The organism is Halorubrum sp. Hd13 (assembly GCF_002252755.1).
Taxonomy (GTDB): Archaea; Halobacteriota; Halobacteria; order Halobacteriales; family Haloferacaceae; genus Halorubrum.
Genome location: NZ_NHOY01000105.1, coordinates 60,411 through 79,160 on the forward strand (window position 1 = coordinate 60,411; position 18,750 = coordinate 79,160).

General features: G+C 69.3%; 19 protein-coding genes. 11 read left to right on the forward strand and 8 right to left on the reverse strand.

Going from position 1 to position 18,750, the window contains the following annotated elements; genetic code table 11:
* Positions 1 to 249: 249 nt before the first annotated feature.
* Positions 250 to 1,200: an aminopeptidase gene (locus DJ81_RS13985; RefSeq protein ID WP_094590198.1), complete on the reverse strand. Its 951-nt coding sequence runs from the start codon at positions 1,198 to 1,200 to the stop codon at positions 250 to 252.
* Between the two features lie 176 nt (positions 1,201 to 1,376).
* Between DJ81_RS13985 and DJ81_RS13990 the strand changes: the two genes are divergently transcribed.
* Positions 1,377 to 2,444, forward strand: a complete 1,068-nt coding sequence (locus DJ81_RS13990; protein WP_094527483.1) for a type II glyceraldehyde-3-phosphate dehydrogenase — start codon at positions 1,377 to 1,379, stop codon at positions 2,442 to 2,444.
* A gap of 45 nt (positions 2,445 to 2,489) precedes the next feature.
* Here DJ81_RS13990 and DJ81_RS13995 read toward each other — a convergent pair whose 3' ends face one another.
* From DJ81_RS13995 to DJ81_RS14005, 3 genes are all read right to left on the reverse strand, one after another.
* Positions 2,490 to 2,669, reverse strand: coding sequence for a hypothetical protein (locus DJ81_RS13995; protein WP_094522527.1), 180 nt, complete (start codon positions 2,667 to 2,669; stop codon positions 2,490 to 2,492).
* Positions 2,670 to 2,773: 104 nt separating this feature from the next.
* Complete coding sequence (locus tag DJ81_RS14000; protein ID WP_094522525.1) at positions 2,774 to 3,073, reverse strand: hypothetical protein; 300 nt, start codon at positions 3,071 to 3,073, stop codon at positions 2,774 to 2,776.
* A gap of 93 nt (positions 3,074 to 3,166) precedes the next feature.
* Entirely contained in the window at positions 3,167 to 4,231 is a 1,065-nt protein-coding gene (locus DJ81_RS14005) for a hypothetical protein (protein ID WP_094590200.1), read from the reverse strand.
* 88 nt (positions 4,232 to 4,319) lie between these two features.
* On the opposite strand from DJ81_RS14005, the gene DJ81_RS14010 reads away from it, so the two are divergent.
* Positions 4,320 to 4,682, forward strand: a complete 363-nt coding sequence (locus DJ81_RS14010) for a DUF5518 domain-containing protein (protein ID WP_094590202.1) — start codon at positions 4,320 to 4,322, stop codon at positions 4,680 to 4,682.
* Between the two features lie 45 nt (positions 4,683 to 4,727).
* Here the strand turns inward: DJ81_RS14010 and DJ81_RS14015 are convergent, their stop codons facing one another.
* Complete coding sequence (locus tag DJ81_RS14015; protein ID WP_094522519.1) at positions 4,728 to 5,201, reverse strand: redoxin domain-containing protein; 474 nt, start codon at positions 5,199 to 5,201, stop codon at positions 4,728 to 4,730.
* 108 nt (positions 5,202 to 5,309) lie between these two features.
* Positions 5,310 to 5,813 carry a DUF367 family protein gene (locus DJ81_RS14020; RefSeq protein ID WP_094522517.1) on the reverse strand — a complete coding sequence of 168 codons (504 nt, stop codon included), beginning with the start codon at positions 5,811 to 5,813 and terminating at the stop codon, positions 5,310 to 5,312.
* Positions 5,814 to 6,275: 462 nt separating this feature from the next.
* Between DJ81_RS14020 and DJ81_RS14025 the strand changes: the two genes are divergently transcribed.
* The 3 genes from DJ81_RS14025 (at position 6,276) to DJ81_RS14035 (ending at position 9,920) form a co-directional block, all read left to right on the forward strand.
* Positions 6,276 to 7,034 carry a coenzyme F420-0:L-glutamate ligase gene (locus DJ81_RS14025; RefSeq protein WP_094522515.1) on the forward strand — a complete coding sequence of 253 codons (759 nt, stop codon included), beginning with the start codon at positions 6,276 to 6,278 and terminating at the stop codon, positions 7,032 to 7,034.
* A gap of 24 nt (positions 7,035 to 7,058) precedes the next feature.
* Complete coding sequence (locus tag DJ81_RS14030; RefSeq protein ID WP_094527480.1) at positions 7,059 to 8,042, forward strand: 5,10-methylenetetrahydromethanopterin reductase; 984 nt, start codon at positions 7,059 to 7,061, stop codon at positions 8,040 to 8,042.
* Positions 8,043 to 8,201: 159 nt separating this feature from the next.
* Complete coding sequence (locus tag DJ81_RS14035; protein ID WP_094590252.1) at positions 8,202 to 9,920, forward strand: methyl-accepting chemotaxis protein; 1,719 nt, start codon at positions 8,202 to 8,204, stop codon at positions 9,918 to 9,920.
* A gap of 89 nt (positions 9,921 to 10,009) precedes the next feature.
* Here the strand turns inward: DJ81_RS14035 and DJ81_RS14040 are convergent, their stop codons facing one another.
* Entirely contained in the window at positions 10,010 to 10,252 is a 243-nt protein-coding gene (locus tag DJ81_RS14040) for a hypothetical protein (protein WP_094522512.1), read from the reverse strand.
* A gap of 168 nt (positions 10,253 to 10,420) precedes the next feature.
* Between DJ81_RS14040 and DJ81_RS14045 the strand changes: the two genes are divergently transcribed.
* On the forward strand, positions 10,421 to 12,286 hold the full coding sequence (locus tag DJ81_RS14045; RefSeq protein ID WP_094527479.1) for a site-2 protease family protein: 1,866 nt from the start codon (positions 10,421 to 10,423) through the stop codon (positions 12,284 to 12,286).
* A gap of 1,341 nt (positions 12,287 to 13,627) precedes the next feature.
* Here the strand turns inward: DJ81_RS14045 and DJ81_RS14050 are convergent.
* Positions 13,628 to 13,984 carry a hypothetical protein gene (locus DJ81_RS14050; RefSeq protein ID WP_094590204.1) on the reverse strand — a complete coding sequence of 119 codons (357 nt, stop codon included), beginning with the start codon at positions 13,982 to 13,984 and terminating at the stop codon, positions 13,628 to 13,630.
* 284 nt (positions 13,985 to 14,268) lie between these two features.
* Here DJ81_RS14050 and DJ81_RS14055 point away from each other — a divergent pair, with 284 nt between their 5' ends.
* The 5 genes from DJ81_RS14055 to DJ81_RS14075 all read left to right on the forward strand — a co-directional run bounded on the left by DJ81_RS14055 (position 14,269) and on the right by DJ81_RS14075 (position 18,666).
* Positions 14,269 to 15,618, forward strand: coding sequence for a TIGR00300 family protein (locus tag DJ81_RS14055; protein ID WP_249269137.1), 1,350 nt, complete (start codon positions 14,269 to 14,271; stop codon positions 15,616 to 15,618).
* The gene (locus DJ81_RS14060; RefSeq protein ID WP_094590206.1) at positions 15,615 to 16,127 is read left to right on the forward strand and encodes a GNAT family N-acetyltransferase; all 513 of its coding nucleotides are present in this window, start codon (positions 15,615 to 15,617) and stop codon (positions 16,125 to 16,127) included. The genes DJ81_RS14055 and DJ81_RS14060 overlap by 4 nt, the downstream gene beginning before the upstream one ends.
* A gap of 59 nt (positions 16,128 to 16,186) precedes the next feature.
* Complete coding sequence (locus tag DJ81_RS14065) at positions 16,187 to 17,161, forward strand: Gfo/Idh/MocA family protein (RefSeq protein ID WP_094590208.1); 975 nt, start codon at positions 16,187 to 16,189, stop codon at positions 17,159 to 17,161.
* Between the two features lie 71 nt (positions 17,162 to 17,232).
* Positions 17,233 to 17,658, forward strand: coding sequence for a universal stress protein (locus tag DJ81_RS14070; protein WP_094522504.1), 426 nt, complete (start codon positions 17,233 to 17,235; stop codon positions 17,656 to 17,658).
* Between the two features lie 135 nt (positions 17,659 to 17,793).
* Positions 17,794 to 18,666, forward strand: a complete 873-nt coding sequence (locus tag DJ81_RS14075; RefSeq protein ID WP_094527474.1) for a sulfurtransferase — start codon at positions 17,794 to 17,796, stop codon at positions 18,664 to 18,666.
* Positions 18,667 to 18,750 lie beyond the last annotated feature (84 nt).

Genomic DNA, 18,750 nt, shown 5'->3' on the forward strand with positions numbered 1-18,750 from the left:
CTCGCTGCGCGCTTCAGTCGCTCGTTTCACTCGCTCCTTCCAGTGCTTACATCGCCTGTGACCGCCTCACGGCTGCCCCTTTGAGTCCCGCCCCGCACGGCACCGCGGCCTCACGCCTCCCCAGCCTCGCGGCTCCCTTCGGTCGCCGCGTCCCTCGCGCGTGCTCCTCGCGCCCGCTGGGCGCTCGGAGGCACGCGCCGACCGCAACGTTCGTTTATAAATGAGCGACCGTCTCTGACCCGGCTCCCCCTACGCGGTCGGCAGCTGGATCTCCTCGCCGTCGGCGTAAACGGTGGGGTTCCGGAGGATCCCGTCGAGGTGGATCGGGGCGTCCGTCTCCCCGCCGATCCCCGCGTCGTCGCCGATCGCGATGTGGACCGTGCCGCCCGCCTTCTCGTCGAGCAGGACGGAGCCGACCAGTTCGTCGACGCCGACGTTGGTTCCGATCCCGAGCTCGGCGAGGTTGTACGCGGCGTCGCCGACCGACTCCGCGGCCGCCTCGACGTCGGCGCGGATCGCGTCGTCGTCGATGCTCGTGACGAGACCGTCGTCGACCTCGAAGGCGAGCGTCTGGTCCTCGTCGAGCAGGCCGTGGGGCATCATCGTCCCGTCGACGACGAACGTCCCGGTCGCGGTCTCGGGCGCGACGAACACCTCGCCGGCCGGCAGGTTCGAGAAGTCGCCCGGGTCGCGGACCATCCCGGTGTCGGAGAGCCACTCGCGCTCGCCGATCCCGAACGTGATATCGGTGCCCTCGGGCGAGGTCACGCGCACTTCGTCGGCGTCGGCGACCTGCGCGAGGACGTCGTCGCACGCGGCCTCGATGGCGGCGTAGTCGGCGTCGAGCCCGGTCGCGAACACGTCTTCGGTGATGCCCGGAAGCGTCGCGCCGCGGGCGCCGGCGTCGCAGGCGGCCCCCCGAGCGCGGGTGTGGCTGAGGCTCTTCGTCGTCGGCGCGAGGAAGACGTCGCTCTCGGCCATCGCGGCCGCCACGGGCGCGGGCGGCTCGGTCCCGTGCTGCTCGGCCGGCGGGTACCGGAGGACCGTCGCGTCGTCGGTGACGGCGGTCGCGGCCGCGTACAGGGCCGCGCCGATCGGTTCGCGTTCGTCGTCGGTGACGACGACGACCGACTCGTCTTGCGCGACGTTCAGACACTGGTTCACGGCGGTCTCCGCCGCCTCGGAGAGGGTCGGTGACATACGCGATGATCGGTTCTCACGGGCGTTAGGCCTTCGGGTCCGCTTTATTTACTCTCTTACGAAACTCAGTTACATTGTCGGGTCGTCCGAATTTACCGACCCGTTACTCACGCCGTAGTTAATTTCTTGCCAGAATACTCGAAAAGATTATGCCATTACGGAATGGAGTGAACGCCATGATACGCGTGGGCGTCAACGGCTACGGCACGATCGGCAAGCGGGTCGCGGACGCGGTCGCGGCCCAGCCCGACATGGACCTCGTCGGCGTGACGAAGACGACCCCGAACTACGGCGCCGAGGCCGCGATCCGACGCGGCTACGACCTCTACGCGGCGATCGAAGACCGGGTCGGCGAGTTCGAGGACGCGGGCGTCGGCGTGACCGGGACGCTCGCCGACCTGCTCGACGCCGTCGACGTCGTCGTCGACTGCTGTCCCTCCGGGATCGGCGAGCGCAACCGACCGACGTACGAGGCCCACGACGTGCCAGCGGTCTACCAGGGCGGCGAGGACGCCGCGATCGCCGACGCCTCGTTCAACGCCCGCGGGAGCCACGAGGGCGTCTGGGACGCCGACTCGCTCCGCGTCGTCTCCTGTAACACCACCGGGCTCTCCCGACTCCTCGCGCCGCTCGACGAGACGTACGGCGTCGAGAAGGCGCGCGTGACGCTCGTCCGCCGCGGCGGCGACCCGAGCGAGACCGACCGCGGGCCGATCAACGACGTCGTGCCCGATCCGAAGACCGTCCCCTCCCACCACGGTCCCGACGTGAACACGATCCTCCCGGGCGTGGACGTCGACACGGCCGCGCTGAAAGCGCCGGTCACGGCGATGCACACACACAGCGTCAACGTGACCCTCGAGGCGGAGCCGACCGCCGCCGCGGTCGCGGCCCTCCTCGGCGGCGAGGGCCGCCTGTTCCTGATCCCCGAGCGCGCCGGGATCGACGGCGCCGGCGCGCTGAAGGACTACGCCGCCGACGTCGGGCGACCGCGCGGCGACCTCTGGGAGAACTGCGTCTGGGAGGAGTCGATAAGCGTCGAGGGCCGAGACCTCTACCTGTTCCAGAACGTCCACCAGGAGGCCGACGTCGTGCCGGAGAACGTCGACGCGATCCGGGCGCTGGCGACGGACACGCCCCGCGCGGAGTCGATCGCCCGGACGGACGAATCGCTCGGGATCGGCCTCGAAAGCCTGCTCTCCGACGGCGGTACCGGGCGAAGCCCGCTCACGGCCGACGACTGACTCGCTCCGCGCCGGCGACGGCAACTCTCACTCCGACGGCGACTCTCACTCCGACGACGGCCGCGTCACGAGAAACGTTCTCCCGCCGCGGCGCTCCAGTGCCACCTCGCTCCCGCGCACGCGGTTCGTACGGACGCGGTCGGCGATCCGGTCCGTTCGACAGTCGGTGACGTCCACGCGCGTCGGCGTCGCGTATCGGGGCCGATCGTGTGTACTCGCGCTCATACCTCAGCGTTCGGGGGGATCGCCCGTATAAGCGAGCCATGCCCGGAGTGAAAGTGAAAGTAAACTCATCGGCGGCGAACGCCGCCGATCCCGGCGGCGCGGACCTACCGACGGAGCCCCGCCTCTTCGTCCCCCTCGACGAACCGGACGGTGAAGTAGTCGTACCCGCCGTAGGCGGCGTCGAGCGCGCCGAGCCACCAGTTCCAGCGCTCGACGACCGAGGAGCCGTCGGGCGCGTCGTCGAGGTGATCGACCACGCCGTCGACGGTGAGCGCGTGCCCGCGGTCCTCGGAGGGTCGACCGGAGTCGGCGAGGTCGCAGGCCGCCCGGGCGACCGCCCGCCGCTCGGCCTCGGTGCCGCCGAACGCTTCCTCCAGCGCGCTCTCTAGACGCGTTCTGTCCATACCCGGGACTAGGAGAGCCGGGTATATGAGTCGCGTGGTAGGGGGTGACACGTCCGGTGTCGACGAGGGCATGCCCGAGGCCGCCGTCGGGGGTTACAGCCGCGCCGCGAGCGCGAGGAAGAGGAGACTGAACGGCGCCGTCAGGAGCGTCAACAGCGCGCCGGCGGCGCCCTCTCCCGTCGCGACGGCCATCGTGACGCCCACGACGAGCGAGGCGGAGCCCAGGATCGCGAGGATGACGCGTTCCGGGACGCTGGCCCGATCGGGACCGTCGCTCCGTGCGAGCGCCTCCTCGATGCCCCGCTCGATGTCGTCCGCGAGCTCGGTCGGGACGAATAGCCACGGGGTCGACCGGTACCACGCGTTCCCGCGGTAGGCGAGCAGGAAGACGGTCGCCCACGGGAGGTCGATCCGCCGCGTCCGGACCACGGCGCCGAGGTCGTCCGAGCGCGTTCGGTCGTGGCTCCTGTCCGTCCGCTCGATCGTCCCGGCGGTCGGGTCGAGCCGCAGATCCGTCCCGCGCGAGCCCGCGATCATCGGAAGGAACACGAAGAGCGAAACGAGCATCGGGGCGAACCCCGAGAACAGCGACGGCGAGGCCGAGAGCGGACCGGGGCCGATAGCCGCCACCGCCACCGCGAGCACGGCTCCGGCCCCGGCGACCGTCCAACCGGCGCGGAAGCGAGCGGGGTCGAACGAGTAGTCGCCGAACTGCGAGAGGAGCTCTCGGCGCCGCTCCGGCGAGGTCCGGTCGTACGCGACGACCCAGTAGAGCAGCGACATCGGGCCGCCGACGAAGAGGACGACGGCCATCGCCCACGTCGACGACGGCGGTCCCTCCCCGCCGAGCAGGGAGGCGGCGACGCCGACGCCGACGAACAGCAGCGCGGCGAGGACGAGCCCGCCCGCGGTCACGGTCGCGCCGAGCGCCAGCGAACGCAGGCGCTCGAAGCGGACCGGGCCCCATTCGACGGCGCGATGCGATTCGGCGGCGGAGTCGGTCGCGTCGCTCTCGGCGGCGGAGTCGGTCGCGTCGCTCTCGGCGGCGGAGTCGGGGGTGTCACTCTCGGCGGCGGAGCCGGCGGTGTCACTCTCGGCGGCGGAGCCGGCGGCTGCCGAGACCGTCTCCTCGGCCGAGGAGGGCGAATCGGAGGGCACGCCGTGTGTATAGCGCGCTTGAGGTGTTAAATCCCGACGCCCGGGCCGTCCCGGCGAATACTTATTCCGCGGACGGCTACCCGAGGGCATGACAGACTGGCACGCCGTCGGCTACGGGTTCGTCGTGATGCTGATCGCCGGGCTGCTCGCGACGTTCGCCCCAGTAGTCGGCCACGTCGGTGCCGGACTGATCGGCGGGTTCGTCGCCGGCTACGTCGCCGGCGGGGGGCTCCTCTCCGGGACGTGGCACGGCCTGCTGGCCGGCTCCGTGAGCGGGGTCGTCGTCACCCTCCTGCTGGCCGCGTTCGGCGGGCTCGTGGGGCTCGCCGGCGGGCCGGTCGGGAGCCTCTTCGGTGGCGCGGGGGTCCTCGTCGTCGGCCTGTTCCTGACGTTCCTGTTCGCGATCGACTCGGCGCTTGCGGGGGCGATCGGCGGCGTGCTCGGCGACTGACCGGATAAATAGAAGCGGAGCGAACGGCGACGCGGTCGCCGGCGTTCAGGCGGACTGCGCCGCGTCGAGCACGGCCTCGTAGTCGGGCTCGTTCGTCGGGTCCTCGGCGACCCAGTCGTAGACGACCTCGCCCGCCTCGTCGAGCACGAAGACGGCGCGATTGGCGATGCCGTGGAGCCCCAGTTCGGCGATGTCCATCTCCAGGTCGTACGCCCGGATCGCGTCGCCGCCCATGTCGCTCACGAGGTCGAACTCGATGCCGTGTTCCTCGCGGAACGCGCCCTGCGAGAACGGGGAGTCCGCGCTGATCCCGAAGATCGTCGCGCCGGCCTCGTCGAAGGCGTCGGCGTGCTCCTGAAACGCGACCATCTCGTTCGTACAGGGCGGCGTGAACGCCCCGGGGAAGAACGCGAGCACGACCGCGCCGTCGCCGAGGTGGTCGTGAAGCTCGAACGGTTCGTGGTCGCTCGTACCGATCTTCGCTGAGATGTCGGGTGCGGTGTCACCAGTAGAAACCATCGGCACGCAATACGTGCGATTCGGTCAAAAGGCTTGCCGCACCCCCGTTCGGATCCGGTACCGCTCGCGCCGCGTCACGCGAGTCCGGAACGGGCATCCGATCCCCCGCTACTTCCGGTCCAGGTACTCCTGTTGAACGGCGACGATCTCGGCCGAGTCCTCGCAGTCGGCGTACCGCCGAAGCGGCTCCTCGTTGAGGTCGAGGAACGTCTCTCCCCACGTGAACTTCGCCATGACTCGCTCCGCGTGGTCGGGCTCACCGAGGATCGCGAGCGCGGCCGCGAACGCCTCCACCGTCGTGAGCCGCATCGGTCGGCCGAAGTTCACGGGGTTGCCGGCGACGAGGTACGGGAGCGCGCGGTGCTCGCCGGGGAGGCTGAACATCTTCTCGCCGGCCGACTCCCACGAGCAGTCCAGCGCGACGAGCGCGTTCTCGCGGGCGAGTTCGGCGTCGGCGGGTGAGAGGGCGCGCTCGGCGTGCGGGTTGAGCACGACCCCGTAGGGAGTCGCGCGGTCCGAGCGGTGCAGCTCGGCGAGGTCGAACCGCGCGAGCTTCCGGGCCGTGCACTTGTCGGGGTCGTCGTCGCCCTCGTACCGGACGTGCAGGTCCACACCCGGCGTTCGCGGGAGCCGCGTATAAGCCGTGCGGACGGGACGAGGCGAAAAAATGTCGCGGCGGTCGTTCCCGCCCGATCACGGGGCGCGAGTCCGCGTCACGAACGGGCCGCGGTCGTCGCTTTCCGGCGGGACGCGCGTTTGCGTCCCGATCGGCTCCGATTCGCCTTCGGTTGTGGGTTCACTCATCGCGGTCAGTGCTCGTGGTCGACCACGTAAATGAGTTCGGCTGAAAAAATCATTATTTCGCATATTTCCTAATATGTGTTTGCTTACTATCTCTGACTTTGCTTATACGTTTTCTAAACACGCTTTCAACTGGACGTTAGGCTGGTTTGTAAAGGCATGACGGGAGACGGATTCGCCGTCGCGGTCTCCACGCTCCGCGGGGTGTCCCGAATACCGTCAAACCGGCCCGGTACCGGCGGGGTTTTTCCTCGTCGCCCCGCAGGAGTCCGTATGGAGCTGTTCGCCGTCCCGGACCTCCCGGAGATCCGGGAGGGAGACGACCTCGCGGCCATGATCGACGAGCGCGTCGACCTCCGCGAGGACGACGTCGTCGTCGTCGCCAGCACCGTCGTCTCTAAGGCCGAGGGACGGACGTTCGACCTCTCCGACTTTCCGGCCGGGCCGCGCGCGAACGAGGTCGCCGACCGGCTCGCGGAGCTCTCGGGCGAGGAGAAGGACCCGCGCTTCGCGCAGGCCGTCATCGAGGAGTCGACGGAGCTCATCATGGAGGCGCCGTTCCTCCTGACGGCGACGCGCTTCGGCCACATCGGCGTCAACGCCGGGATCGACCGGTCGAACGTCCCCGACGGCGACCTGCTGCTGCTCCCGGAGCGCCCCTCCGAGAGCGCGGAGCGGATCCGCGAGGGGCTCGCGGCCGACCGGGTGGTCGTCAGCGACACCTGCGGGCGACCGTTCCGCCACGGCCAGCGCGGGGTCGCGATCGGCTGGGCCGGCCTGCCGGCGAGCCGCGACTGGCGCGGCGAGCGGGACCGCGACGGCCGGGAGATGGGCGTCACCGTCCAGAACGTCATCGACGAGCTCGCCGCGGCGGCGAACCTCGTCGCCGGCGAGGGCGACGGCGGGACGCCGGTCGTCGTCGTCCGGGACTGGACGTTCGGCGACCACGAGGGCTCTGAAAACCACTTCCGCGAGGTCGCGGGCGACTTCGTCCGGCAGGCGCTGCGCGACTGGAGCTACGAGGACAGCTGAACCGGAGCTACGAGGACAACTGACATGCTCGGTATCGAACTCACCCCCGAACACGACCTGCACCGCCTCGTCGACCTCGGCGTCCGCGCCGAGGAGGCCGGCTACGACGCCGTCTACTCGACGTGTCACTACAACAACCGCGACCCGTGGGCGTTCCTCTCGCAGCTCGCGACCGCCACGGAGTCGGTCCGGATCGGCCCGGGCGTCGCGAACCCCTACGAGACCCACCCCGTGACGCTCGCCTCCCGGGTCGCCACCGTCGACGAGCTCTCCGAAGGACGCGCCGTCTTCGGCCTCGGCCCCGGCGACCCCTCCACGCTGGCGAACCTCGGGCTCGCCGACGAGCGCGGGCTCCGCTCCGTGCTGGAGGCGTTCAAGACCGCGCAGAAGCTGTGGGCCGGCGAGCGCGTCGACCACGACGGCACCTTCGACGCCAGCGAGGCGGGGCTCAACTACGAGCCGCCGCAGGGCGCGGACATCCCGATCCACGTCGGCGGCGAGGGCCCGCACATGTGCCGGATGGCGGCGAAGCACGCGGACGGCCTGCTGTACAACGGCTCGCACCCGAAGGACCTCGAGTGGGCCCGCGAGCAGGTCGACGACGGGCTCGCCGACCGGCCGGATCACCGCGGCGGCTTCGACCTGATCGCGTACGCCGCGGTCTCGATCGACGAGGACGAGGACGCGGCCCGCGAGGCCGCCCGACCCCCGGTCGCCTTTATAACTGCGGGCGCGGCGCCGCCGGTGTTGAAGCGTCACGGGATCGACCCGGACGCGGCGTCCGAAATCGGCGAGCGCGTCTCCGCGGGCGAGTTCTCGGCGGCGTTCGACCTGGTGACGCCGGCGATGGTCGACGCGTTCTGCATGGCCGGCTCGCCGGCGACCGTCCGCGAGCGCGCGGCGGCCGTGGCCGACCACGCCGACGGGCTCGTCGTCGGCTCGCCGCTCGGCCCGGACCTGGAGTCGGCGGTCGACCTCGCGGCCGAGACCGTCGACGGCCTCTTTTAAATCCACCCCCGCGCTCCCGCGGTCCGAGAATCGAGAATCGCTCCTGAGAACTCGGGGCAGAGGTTCTTAAGCCGCTTCGGCCCAGTTCGGATCATGTCGAGCGACCGAGAGCGACGCCGGGGAGTTCGCGAGCGGTACGAGGCCCTCCTCTGGGCCACGATGGACCGCCTCGGCGTCTCCGAGTCGATAGAGCGCAAAATCCTGACGGCCGTCGGCATCCAGTTCCTCGTCACCGTCGGCATCTTCCTCACCCCGTTCGTCCTCTCCGGGGCCCTCGCGTCCGCGGTCTCCGGCACGCTGTTCCTCGGGGCGATCGCGGCGATCTACAACACGCTGCTCATCGTGCGCCGGGACTTCGTCGCGCCGCTCCGACGCCTCGAAGCCGGAGCCGACTCGATCGCGGCGGGCGACGTCCGTCGTGACGGGTCCGGCGATCAGGCGGACGAGCCGGTGGGCCGCGATCGTTCTGACGAGCGGGTTGTCCGCGATCGTTCTGACGGACCCGTGGGCCGCGACCAGCCCGACGAGATCGGCGGCCTCGTCCGCTCGTTCGTCGAGGTCGAACGCTACTTGGAGACCGTCTCGGCGCAGGCCGAGGCGCTCGCCGCGCAGGAGTTCGACGACCCGGTCCTCGACGAGGAGGTCCCGGGGGAGTTCGGCGACGCCTTAGACGAGATGGCCGCGAACATGGCGGCGTACACGGCCGAACTGGAGTCGGTCGTCGACGCGTTCGGAGACGCCGCCGAGCGCGCGCAGGCGGGCGACCTCACCGCGACGATCGACGCCGAGTCGCTCGGCACCGACGACGACCGGTACGCCGAGCTCGTCGGGAACTACAACCGACTCGTCGCGACGGTCGGCGAGACGATCGGCGATGTCCGGTCGTTCACCGAGGGCGTCGCGGCGTCGAGCGACGACGTGCGGGCGAGCATGGACGAGGTCGACGACGCGTCCGAGGAGGTCGCGCGGTCGGTACGGGAGATATCCGACGGCGCGAGCGAGCAGACGGACGACCTGGACGCCGTCTCGGCGGAGATGAGCACGCTGTCGGCGACCGTCGAGGAGATCGCCGCCTCCGCCGACGACGCGGCGACGACGGCCCGGAGCGCCGCGGACCGCGGTCGAGCCGGCCGGGAGGAGGCCGCCGAGGCGATCGCCGAACTGGAGACCCTCGAAGCGCGGATCGGGGAGACGGCGACCGCCGTCGAAAGCCTCGTCGACCGGATCGACGAGATCGACGAGATCGCGGCCGTGATCGACGGGATCGCGGAGGAGACGAACCTGCTCGCGCTGAACGCCTCGATCGAGGCTGCTCGGGCCGACGGCTCCGGCGACGGGTTCGCGGTCGTCGCCGACGAAGTGAAGGCGCTCGCGGAGGAGACCCGGGCCGAGGCGGCGGCGATCTCGGACCGGATCGACGGCATACAGTCGGTGTCGACCGACACGGCGGCCGACGTCGACGCGATGGAGTCGCAGGTGTCCGAGAGCGTCGGCGCGGTCGAGTCGACCCTCCGAGAGTTCGAGGAGGTCGTCGAGGACGTGACCGTGGTCGACGAGACGGTTCAGGAGATCAGCGAGGCGACCGACGACCAGGCCCGGACGACCCAGGAGGTCGTCGACATGGTCGAGGACGTGGCGGCGGTGAGCGGCCAGACCGCGAGCGAGGCCGAGACCGTCGCCGCGGCGGCGGCGCAACAGACCGCGAGCGTCTCCGAGGCGACCGACAGCGCGCACGCGCTCTCCGACCGGTCCGACGAACTCCTCGCGAGGCTCGACGAGTTCGAGGTGCCGGCGGAACCGGTCGCGGGGACGCCGCGGCCGACGGGGTCGGAGTCGGGGACGTCGGCCCGGACGCGGCCGGCCTCGACCGACGACTGAGCCCGGTCGCGACCGCGGTCGACGCCGTCGCAGAGGATCCGGTCGCGACCGCGGTCCACGTCGCCGCGGCGAGTGCGGTCGACGCCCGCTTACTGCTCGGAGCGACCGCGACCGCCGAGCGAGGGGATCTTCACGCCGATCTCCTGTAACAGGGCGCCGACCGCGGCGTAGCCGAGCGCGGCCACGGAGGCGACGATCAGGACCTGCCCGACGAGCACGAGCAGCGCCGAGAGCGGGTCTCCGGCGCCGAGGATGAGGTCGTTCAGGAAGATGTCGAGGAAGCGGCCGATGTCGCCGACGACCCGCGCGACGAAGTCGATGAGCGCGAACATGAACGGGCGTTGATCCGCGGGGTACTTGGGTGTTGAGTTCTCGGCCGGTGTCCCTTCGGAATACGGACGGCGCCCCGCTCGGAGGCGGGCCGACGCGACGGCTGCTCCCCGCCGAGTCGGTTCCGATAACCGAACGCCTTACACCGAACGGACACGGACGTGACGGTAATGAACGCGTTGACGGACCTGTTCGCCGAGAACACGCTCCTGTGGGTCCTCACCGGTGTCCTCGCGTACTCCGCGGCCGCGCTGTGGCTCCGGGACCGCGGGATACTGCCGGAGTCGGTCGGCGTCTCCGGTCCGATACTGACCCTCCGCACGCTCCGGGGCCGGGAGTTCCTCGACCGGCTCGCGGCCCCGAGACGGTTCTGGCGCGGGCTCGCGAACCTCGGGCTCGGCGGGGCCCTCGTCGCGATGATCGGGTCGTTCTTCCTGATCCTCTCGTCGGCGGCCTCGGCGCTGAACACCGCTCAGCCCTCCGCGATCCAGCAGCCGCAGAACTTCCTCATCATCCCCGGCGTCAACGACTTCCTGCCGCTGTCGGTCGCGCCCGAGATCATCGCCGGGCTCGCGGTCGCGATGGTCGTCCACGAGGGCGCGCACGGCCTGCTGTGCCGCGTCGAGGACATCGACATCGAGTCGATGGGACTCGTCTTCTTCGCGGTCCTCCCCGTCGGCGCCTTCGTCGAACCGGACGAGGAGGCGACGCAGGCGGCCTCCCGCGGCGCCCGCGCCCGGATGTTCGCGGCCGGCGTCACCGCCAACACGCTGCTCACGGTGCTCGTGTTCGCGCTGCTGTTCGGCCCCGTCGCCGGCGCCATCTCGCCGGCGCCCGGCTACGCCGTCGGCGAGGTGAACCCCGGTTCGCCGGCCGAGGCCGCGGGGCTCGCGGCGGGCGACCGGATCGTCGAGGTCGGCGGCGCGCCGGTCGACACGGCCGCCGAGTTCGAGGCCGCGCTCGCGGACGCGGGCGACACGGTGACGGTCACGGCCGACGACGGCGACGGGGAGCGCACCGTCGAGGTCGAGCGCTCGCTGCAGGCGGTCGGCTCCGCCGGCGGGAACCCCCTCGGCGTGATGATCGCGGAGGCGCCGCTGACCGTCGAGTCGGTGAACGGCGACCCGGTGGCGACCGAGCGCGGCTTCTACGAGGCCGTCGGCGACGCGGAGCGAGCCACGGTGTCGGTGAGGAGCGCCGGCGGCGACGGGGGCAACGCGACGACCGCGGAGATCCCGATCGGCGCCTACGCGCTCGGCGTGCAGGAGGACGGCCCGCTCGACGACGCCGGGGCGGCGCCCGGCGAGCCGCTGACGATCGTCTCGATCGACGGGGAGCGGATCCACGACGCCGGAGACCTCTCGGCGGTCCTCGGCGAGCGCGACCCCGGCGCGACGGTCGAGGTGATCGCCTACGACGCCGCGGACGAGCGGCAGACGTACGACGTCGAGCTGGCCCCGCACCCGAACCGCGACGGCGGGTTCGTTGGCGTCTCGGTGTTCCCCGGATCGAGCGGGCTCGCGCTCGACGACTTCGGCGTCTCCGAGTACCCCGCCGGCGCGTACCTCGAACTGCTCGGCGGCGACGGCGGCGAGGCCGCGGGCGACGGAATGGCGCTCGGCGGCCTGACCGACTCGCCGCTCGGGCTCGTGTTCGTCTCGCTCATCCTCCCGCTCGGCAGTCTCTTCGGGCTCCCGTTCAACTTCGCGGGGTTCACCGGCGACGTGACGAACTTCTTCGTCGTCGACGGGGCCTCCGGCGCGCTCGCCGGCGGGGTCTTCCTGCTCGCGAACCTCCTCTTCTGGACCGGCTGGATCAACATCCAGCTCGCACTGTTCAACTGCCTCCCGGCGTTCCCGCTCGACGGCGGGCGGATCCTCCGGATGGTCGCCGAGGCGGTGATCAGTCGGATCCCGCTCTCCGACCGGCACGCCGCGGTCCGGACGATCACCGTCTCGTCGGGACTCGTCATGCTCGCCGGGCTGATCGCGATGGTGTTCGGCAACCAGATCCTCGCGGCGCTCGGGCTGATCTGAGGCGGTGGCGCGTGCCTGCGAGTGGCCGCCGGAGGCCGCCGCGAGGAGCACGCGCGAGGTCGCCGGCGCTCCGCGCCGGCTGCCAGAGAATCTCCGATTCTCGCTGGAGTCGCGAACGGAGTGAGCGACGAGGCTGGGGAGGTGAGAGGTGCGGTTGCGGTGCTGTGCGGGGTGGGACTCAACGGGGCAGTCGCCGGCGGCTTCGCCGCCGGCTGCCAACGGCGCGAAGCGCCTCGCTGTCGCGAGGACGAGGCACGGCGGCTCGAGCACCGCAGACCGCGAACGGAGTGAGCGGTCGAGGAGCGTGGTTCGAGAGAGCTTCGCTCTCTCGTCACCGCCGGAAATCAGAGATTTCCGGCTAGCAGTCAGAGCGCAGAGCGTTCTAACGACATCACGAAAGGCGCTCCGCGCCTTTCGAACGACAGCGAGCCGCGCGAGTAGCGAGGGCGACCGAAGGCAGCCCTCGACTGACGAGCGGCCGGTAGGCCGCGAGCTCCTCGCGGCTGGGGTTTTGGAGGTGGTCGCCGTCGATCCGCAATCTCCATACTGTCCGAGACACGTCAGCCCGGCTCTGTTGAGGTTCTCAATAAGTGATAATTTAAACAAGTTGTGCTGAATACAGTGCGCGTATCGGTCACGGAGCGGTATATCTAAATGGATTTGTCACTCGAATTAATTTGAAGTTTTTTTATGATTTAGAGTGAGATATGTTCATCCGTCAAGAAGCCAGTAGTGCGATTAAAGATATAACTAAAATAATCACCGCGAGTACGATAGCACTACCACCTACGATTAATGTCGTTGAAGCCGAGAGATTGATATCAAATCGAGCCTGTAGCCTTCGCCGGCTTAGAGGGAACGCAAGCACGCCGGCGAACAAGAATAATAATCCGACAACTACGAGAGTTGCTCCACCGGTGTGTGTTCCGACCAGTATCGCATTACCGCCGACCCACCATGTAGTGATGCTTGCGAGCACCAAGCCGAAACCGACCAGATAGCCTACAACCGTTCGGAACAAGATATTCGGATATGATCGGCCGGAAGAATAAAATTTAGTACAAATAAGCATGCTCGGATACAATACGTTTCTCAACAATCGGTGCGGATGGAGTACTCACTTGCTGACTACATGCTCCGAGTCGGTCACAACGTTTCTGTCGGAACCAGCGGAGCTCTTGATGACATTGCTGCATACAGAGCGCGAGTCTTACACGATGACTCGGTCGGTTCGAGGCTGTTCAGTGCGGTCAGTTCAGGTGACTCACTGAACAAACCACGTACCAAGAATCGGCTGACTGATCGCCTCAAGGGACCCGTAGATCGTCCGGTTCACTTGCTCTAGTCGGATTCGTTGGTAGCCGTCGGTTCGACCGGGAAGACCTGCGTGTCAGGTGCGTCGAGTGGGCTGTCCGAGCCGGTCAGCCACACGGTGAGGTAGACGACGCAGGCCGCGATGACAGCAATAGGAAGCTGGAGAGTGAAAACGCCGTAAATGAGTGTGACGATGATCGTTGCGCGAGCGGCTGTCTTTCGGTTGGTACCTCCGTAGTACGCGAATATTGCGACGACGAAGGACGCGATTGCAACGCCCGTGCCGAGAAGGAGTTCTTGGGTGATAATCACCGAGTAAAGGAACGCAGTGACACCAAGCAAGACGAATGCTGCTACAAGATGGACACGTTTCAGGGAGGGCATGCAACTGACGTTCTTTACGATATGTTAAAAAACGGGTGTTCTCAATTTGGATAGAGACTGAACACCGCGATTGCAGTAGTAAATACGCAGCCACACTGAGCAGCTGATTCAGCCGAAAGTAGCTGAAAGAGACGAAGCCGCTGCGCTGACTGCACCTCTGTATTCAGCAATCGGTGCCTATCAGTCCGAGAGGACTTCAGCAGAACAGTCTGAGTACACTCGCTGTTGAGGTGCTCTCACAGGGCGAGGGAAACGCGTTTCCCCGACGGGCGTGACACCACCGTATGACCCACTCGCGGACGGTCGAGCTCGAGGGCCACATCATCGACAGCGGGACGATGCAGCGCTGTTTCGGCGCGGTGATGGACCTCGGCGGCTCCTTCGACGTCGAGCGGTTCGACGTGGGAAAACACGAAGATGAGGAGTCCTACTGCCGGATGACGGTCTCGGCCGACGACGCGGAGACGCTCCGGGCGATCCTCCACGAGCTCCACCAGAACGGCGCGGTGCTCGAGAGTCCGACCGACGTTGACCTCGTCGCGGCCCCCGAAGACAGGGTCGTGCCGCCCGACTTCTACTCCACCACGAACCACCCGACCGAGGTGCTGTACGACGGGGAGTGGACCGAGGTCGAGCGGATCGAGATGGACTGCGCGCTGGTCGTGGAGCCGGACGGCGGTCCGAACGGCGAGCCGCGAGCGCACACGAAGGTGCTCAACGCGGTCGAGGAGGGTGACCTGATCGCGACCGACCAGTCGGGGATCCGAGTGCGGCCGCCGGAGCGCCCGCGGAGCGGCGGCGGCGCCTTCGGCTTCATGCAGGGCGGGGTCTCCGCGGAGCGGCCCTCCGAATCCACCATCCGCGAGGTCGCCGCGGAGTTGCGCGCGGTGAAGCGCTCGGGCGGCACCGTGATGGTCGTCGCGGGGCCGGCCGTGATCCACTCGGGCGCGGGCGACGCGCTCGCGGACCTCGTCGCCGCGGGGTTCGTCGACGCGCTCTCGGCCGGGAACGGCTTCGCGACGCACGACCTAGAGCGCTCGCTGTACGGCACGTCGCTCGGGATGGACGTCGAGACGCTCGAACACCCGCGGAAGGGGCACAAACACCACATCTGGACCATCTCGGAGATCATCCGCGCGGGCGGGATCGAACCCGCCGTGGAGGAGGGGATCGTCACCGAGGGCGTGATGTACGAGTGCGTCGAGCGCGACGTCGACGTCGTCCTCGCGGGCTCGATCCGCGACGACGGTCCCCTGCCGGACACGATCACCGACGCCGTCGAGGCGCAGAACGCGATCCGCGAGCAGGCCCACGAGGCCGACATCGTGATCATGCTCGCGACGCTGCTCCACTCGGTCGCCGTCGGCAACTGCCTCCCGTCGACGACGAAGACCGTCTGCGTCGACATCAACCCGGCGACCGTCACCCAACTGCTCGACCGGGGCTCGGCGCAGGCAGTGGGGATGGTCACCGACATCGGGACGTTCGTGCCGACGCTCGCGGAGTTCGTGCTGGAGGACGGGGACGACATCGAGACCGGGAACGGGGGCGACATCGAGGCCGGGAACGGCGGCGATGTCGATGCCGGGAACGGGGACGACATCGAGGCCGGGAGCGGGGGCGATGAGGCGTGAATGTCGCGCTTCGACCGTACGATCCCGCGAGCGACGCCGACGACCTGTACGAGTGTAAGCTCGCCTTCGAGCGCGGGCTCGGCGCGAACACCGGCGGCGACGACAAGGCGGCCGTCTACGAGAGGAAGCTCACCGACGAGTACCGGAAGGAGTGGCTGGCGTGGGTCGAGCGATGCGTCGCCGACGACGAGCGGTGCGTGGCGGTCGCGGTCGACGAGGGGGAGGGCGAGTCGGTCGTCGGCTACGTCTTCGTGCTTCCCGAGCGGCTGGCGATGATCTGGGACGCGGCCGTGATAAACGAGCTCTACGTCGCCCCGGAACACCGCGGCACGGGCGTCGCCGACGACCTGATGGCCGCCGCCGTCGACCTCGCGGGCGACCAGTCGCTCCCGCTGGACCGGGTGGTGCTCGACGTCGACCCCGCGAACGAGCGCGCCCGGGCGTTCTACGACCGCCACGGCTTCGAATCGTGGGGCGAGATGGTCGCGCGACCGGTCGACCGCGACTGAGTCGCGGCCGCGCGACGCCGTTCCGAAGGTACAAGCCTCCCTGCCCGTTCCCCGGATCCATGTACGACATCGGCATCGTCGGCTGCGGCGTGATCGGGACCCGGCTCGCCGCCGCGGTCGACGCCCACGATCGGTACGAGCTCGCCGCGGCCTGCGACCTCGACGCGGACCGGGCCGCCTCCCTGGCGGCCGACTACGGCACGGCGTCGACGGCGACAATGACCGATCACGCGGCGCTCGCGGAGCGAGAGGGGCTCGACGCCGTCTACGTCGGCGTCCCCCCGGTCGCTCACGAGGCGGTGGTCACCGACGCGCTCGACGCCGGCCGCCACGTGATCTGCGAGAAGCCCATCGCGGCGGACGCCGAGGCGGGCCGACGGATGAGCTCCCTCGCCGCGGACCGGGACCTCGCGACCGCGGTGAACCTCCCGTTCCGGTACACGCCGGGATTCGTCCGGCTGCGGGAGCTGGTCGAGGCGGGCGCGATCGGCGACCCGCGCCGGATCGAACTCCGCTTCCGCTTCCCGCAGTGGCCGCGCGAGTGGCAGGACGTCGCGTGGCTGGAGTCGCGCGAACAGGGCGGCCCGCTGCGGGAGGTCGGGACCCACTTCCTCTTCGGCGTCCGGGAGCTGTTCGGCGCCGTCGACGCGGTGAGCGCGGACGTCGGCTACGCGGGGCCGGACGCGTACGAGGACGACGTCGTCGGGACGTTCCGGGCCGACGGCGTTCGGGGGACGATCGACCTGCTCTGCGACCACGAGGGCGAGGAGGAGAACGTCGTCACGGTCGTCGGGGACGACGGGTCGCTCTCGCTGACTGAGTGGCACCGGCTCGTTCGCGACCGCGGCCGCGAGGGCGAGCGGACCCTCGTCGACGAGCGCGGCGACACCACCGCGGCGCTGCTGACCGAGTTCGCGCGGGCGATGGACGGCGACGGGGGCGACCTCGTCTCCTTCGGGGAGGCGACCCGGGTCCAGGCGGCGCTCGAAGCGATCCACGCGTCGGACGGGGACCGCGTCGCCCTCGACGGCTGACGGCGGACCGGAACCGCAGGACGTGAGAACGCCGGACAGGAGTTATATGCGTGCCGCCGCGACCTTCGGATATGAGCTATCTCGTGGCCACCGACGGATCGACTGAGAGCGATGAGGCGGTCCGGTACGCCGCGCGTCAGGCGGTCGCGTTCTACGAGACCCTCGAGATCGCCCACGTGTTGACGCCGGACTCGGAGCTCGTCGACGGAACGATCGTCCTCCCGGGCGAGGAGGCCGCGGTCGAGGCCGGCCAGAGCGTCCTCGCCAACGCCGAGACGGTCGCCGAGGAGGCGGTCGGCGACGAGTCCATCGACGTGGAGACGCAGCTGCTCACCGGTCGCCCGGCCGACGCGATCGCCGACTACGCCGCCGAGGCGGACGTCAACGCCATATACGTCGGTCACCGGGGGCTGAGCGAGGAGCGCGAGCAGGTCGTCGGCAGCGTCGCGAAGAGCGTCGTCGACAAGGCGGACGTGCCGGTGACTGTGATCCGGTAGCGTCGGCCGCGATCGCCGCGCTCGACGGGCGAGGAGTGCCGACCGAGGACGTCCGCGGCGGCCGCGGCGTCAGAGACGACGGCAATGACCACCAGTACCGGGCCTTCAAAACCGTCGCCCGCGTAACATGAGGTGATGTCTGAGGAAGTACTCGTCACGGCGGACTGGGTGGAATCGAACCTCGACGCGTTTCAGGACGACGACTCCGATCACCGGCTCGTCGAGATCAACAATCCGACCGTCACAGACGAGTCGGAGTACACGCCGTACGAAGAGGGGCACATCCCCGGCGCGCTGAACTTCGAGTGGGACGAGGTGTTCACCGATGAGACGGAGCGCGACATCGTCTCCAAGGCGGACTTCGCGGCCCGCAACGGGGAAGCCGGAATCGACGCCGACACGACGGTCGTCGTCTACGGCGGCGGCCGCGTCCCGAACTGGTTCGCGCTGTTCGGCTACTGGATCTACAAGTACTACGGTCACGATGACGTCCGCGTTATCGACGGCGGGAAGGGGTACTGGGTCGCCAACGACTACCCGCTCACGACCGAGGAGCCCGACTTCACGCCGCGCGACTACGAGGCCCGCGGCCCCTTCGAGAACGTCCGCGCCTATAAGGACGACATCGACAAGGCGATCGAAGAGGGGATCCCGATGGTCGACGTCCGCTCGCCCGAGGAGTTCTCCGGCGAGGTCATCGCGCCCGAAGGACTCAACGAGACGGCCCAGCGCGGCGGCCACATCCCCGGCGCCAGCAGCGTCCCGATCGGGACCACGCTGAACGAGGACGGCACGTTCAAGAGCGCCGACGAGCTCCGCGAGCTGTACAGCGAGGCCGGCGTCGACGGCGACGAGTCCACGATCACCTACTGCCGCGTCGGCGAGCGCTCGTCGATCGAGTGGTTCCTCCTGCACGAACTGCTCGGCTACGACGACGTCCGTAACTACGACGGCTCGTGGACCGAGTGGGGCAACCTCGTCGGCGCGCCGATCGAGACGGGCGAGTAAGCGGCGCTCGGTCGCCGCCGTCGACCCGCTGACGCTATTTAAATAAGTCACTAAGCGAGGAGGACGCCGCGCACGCCCGTTCGG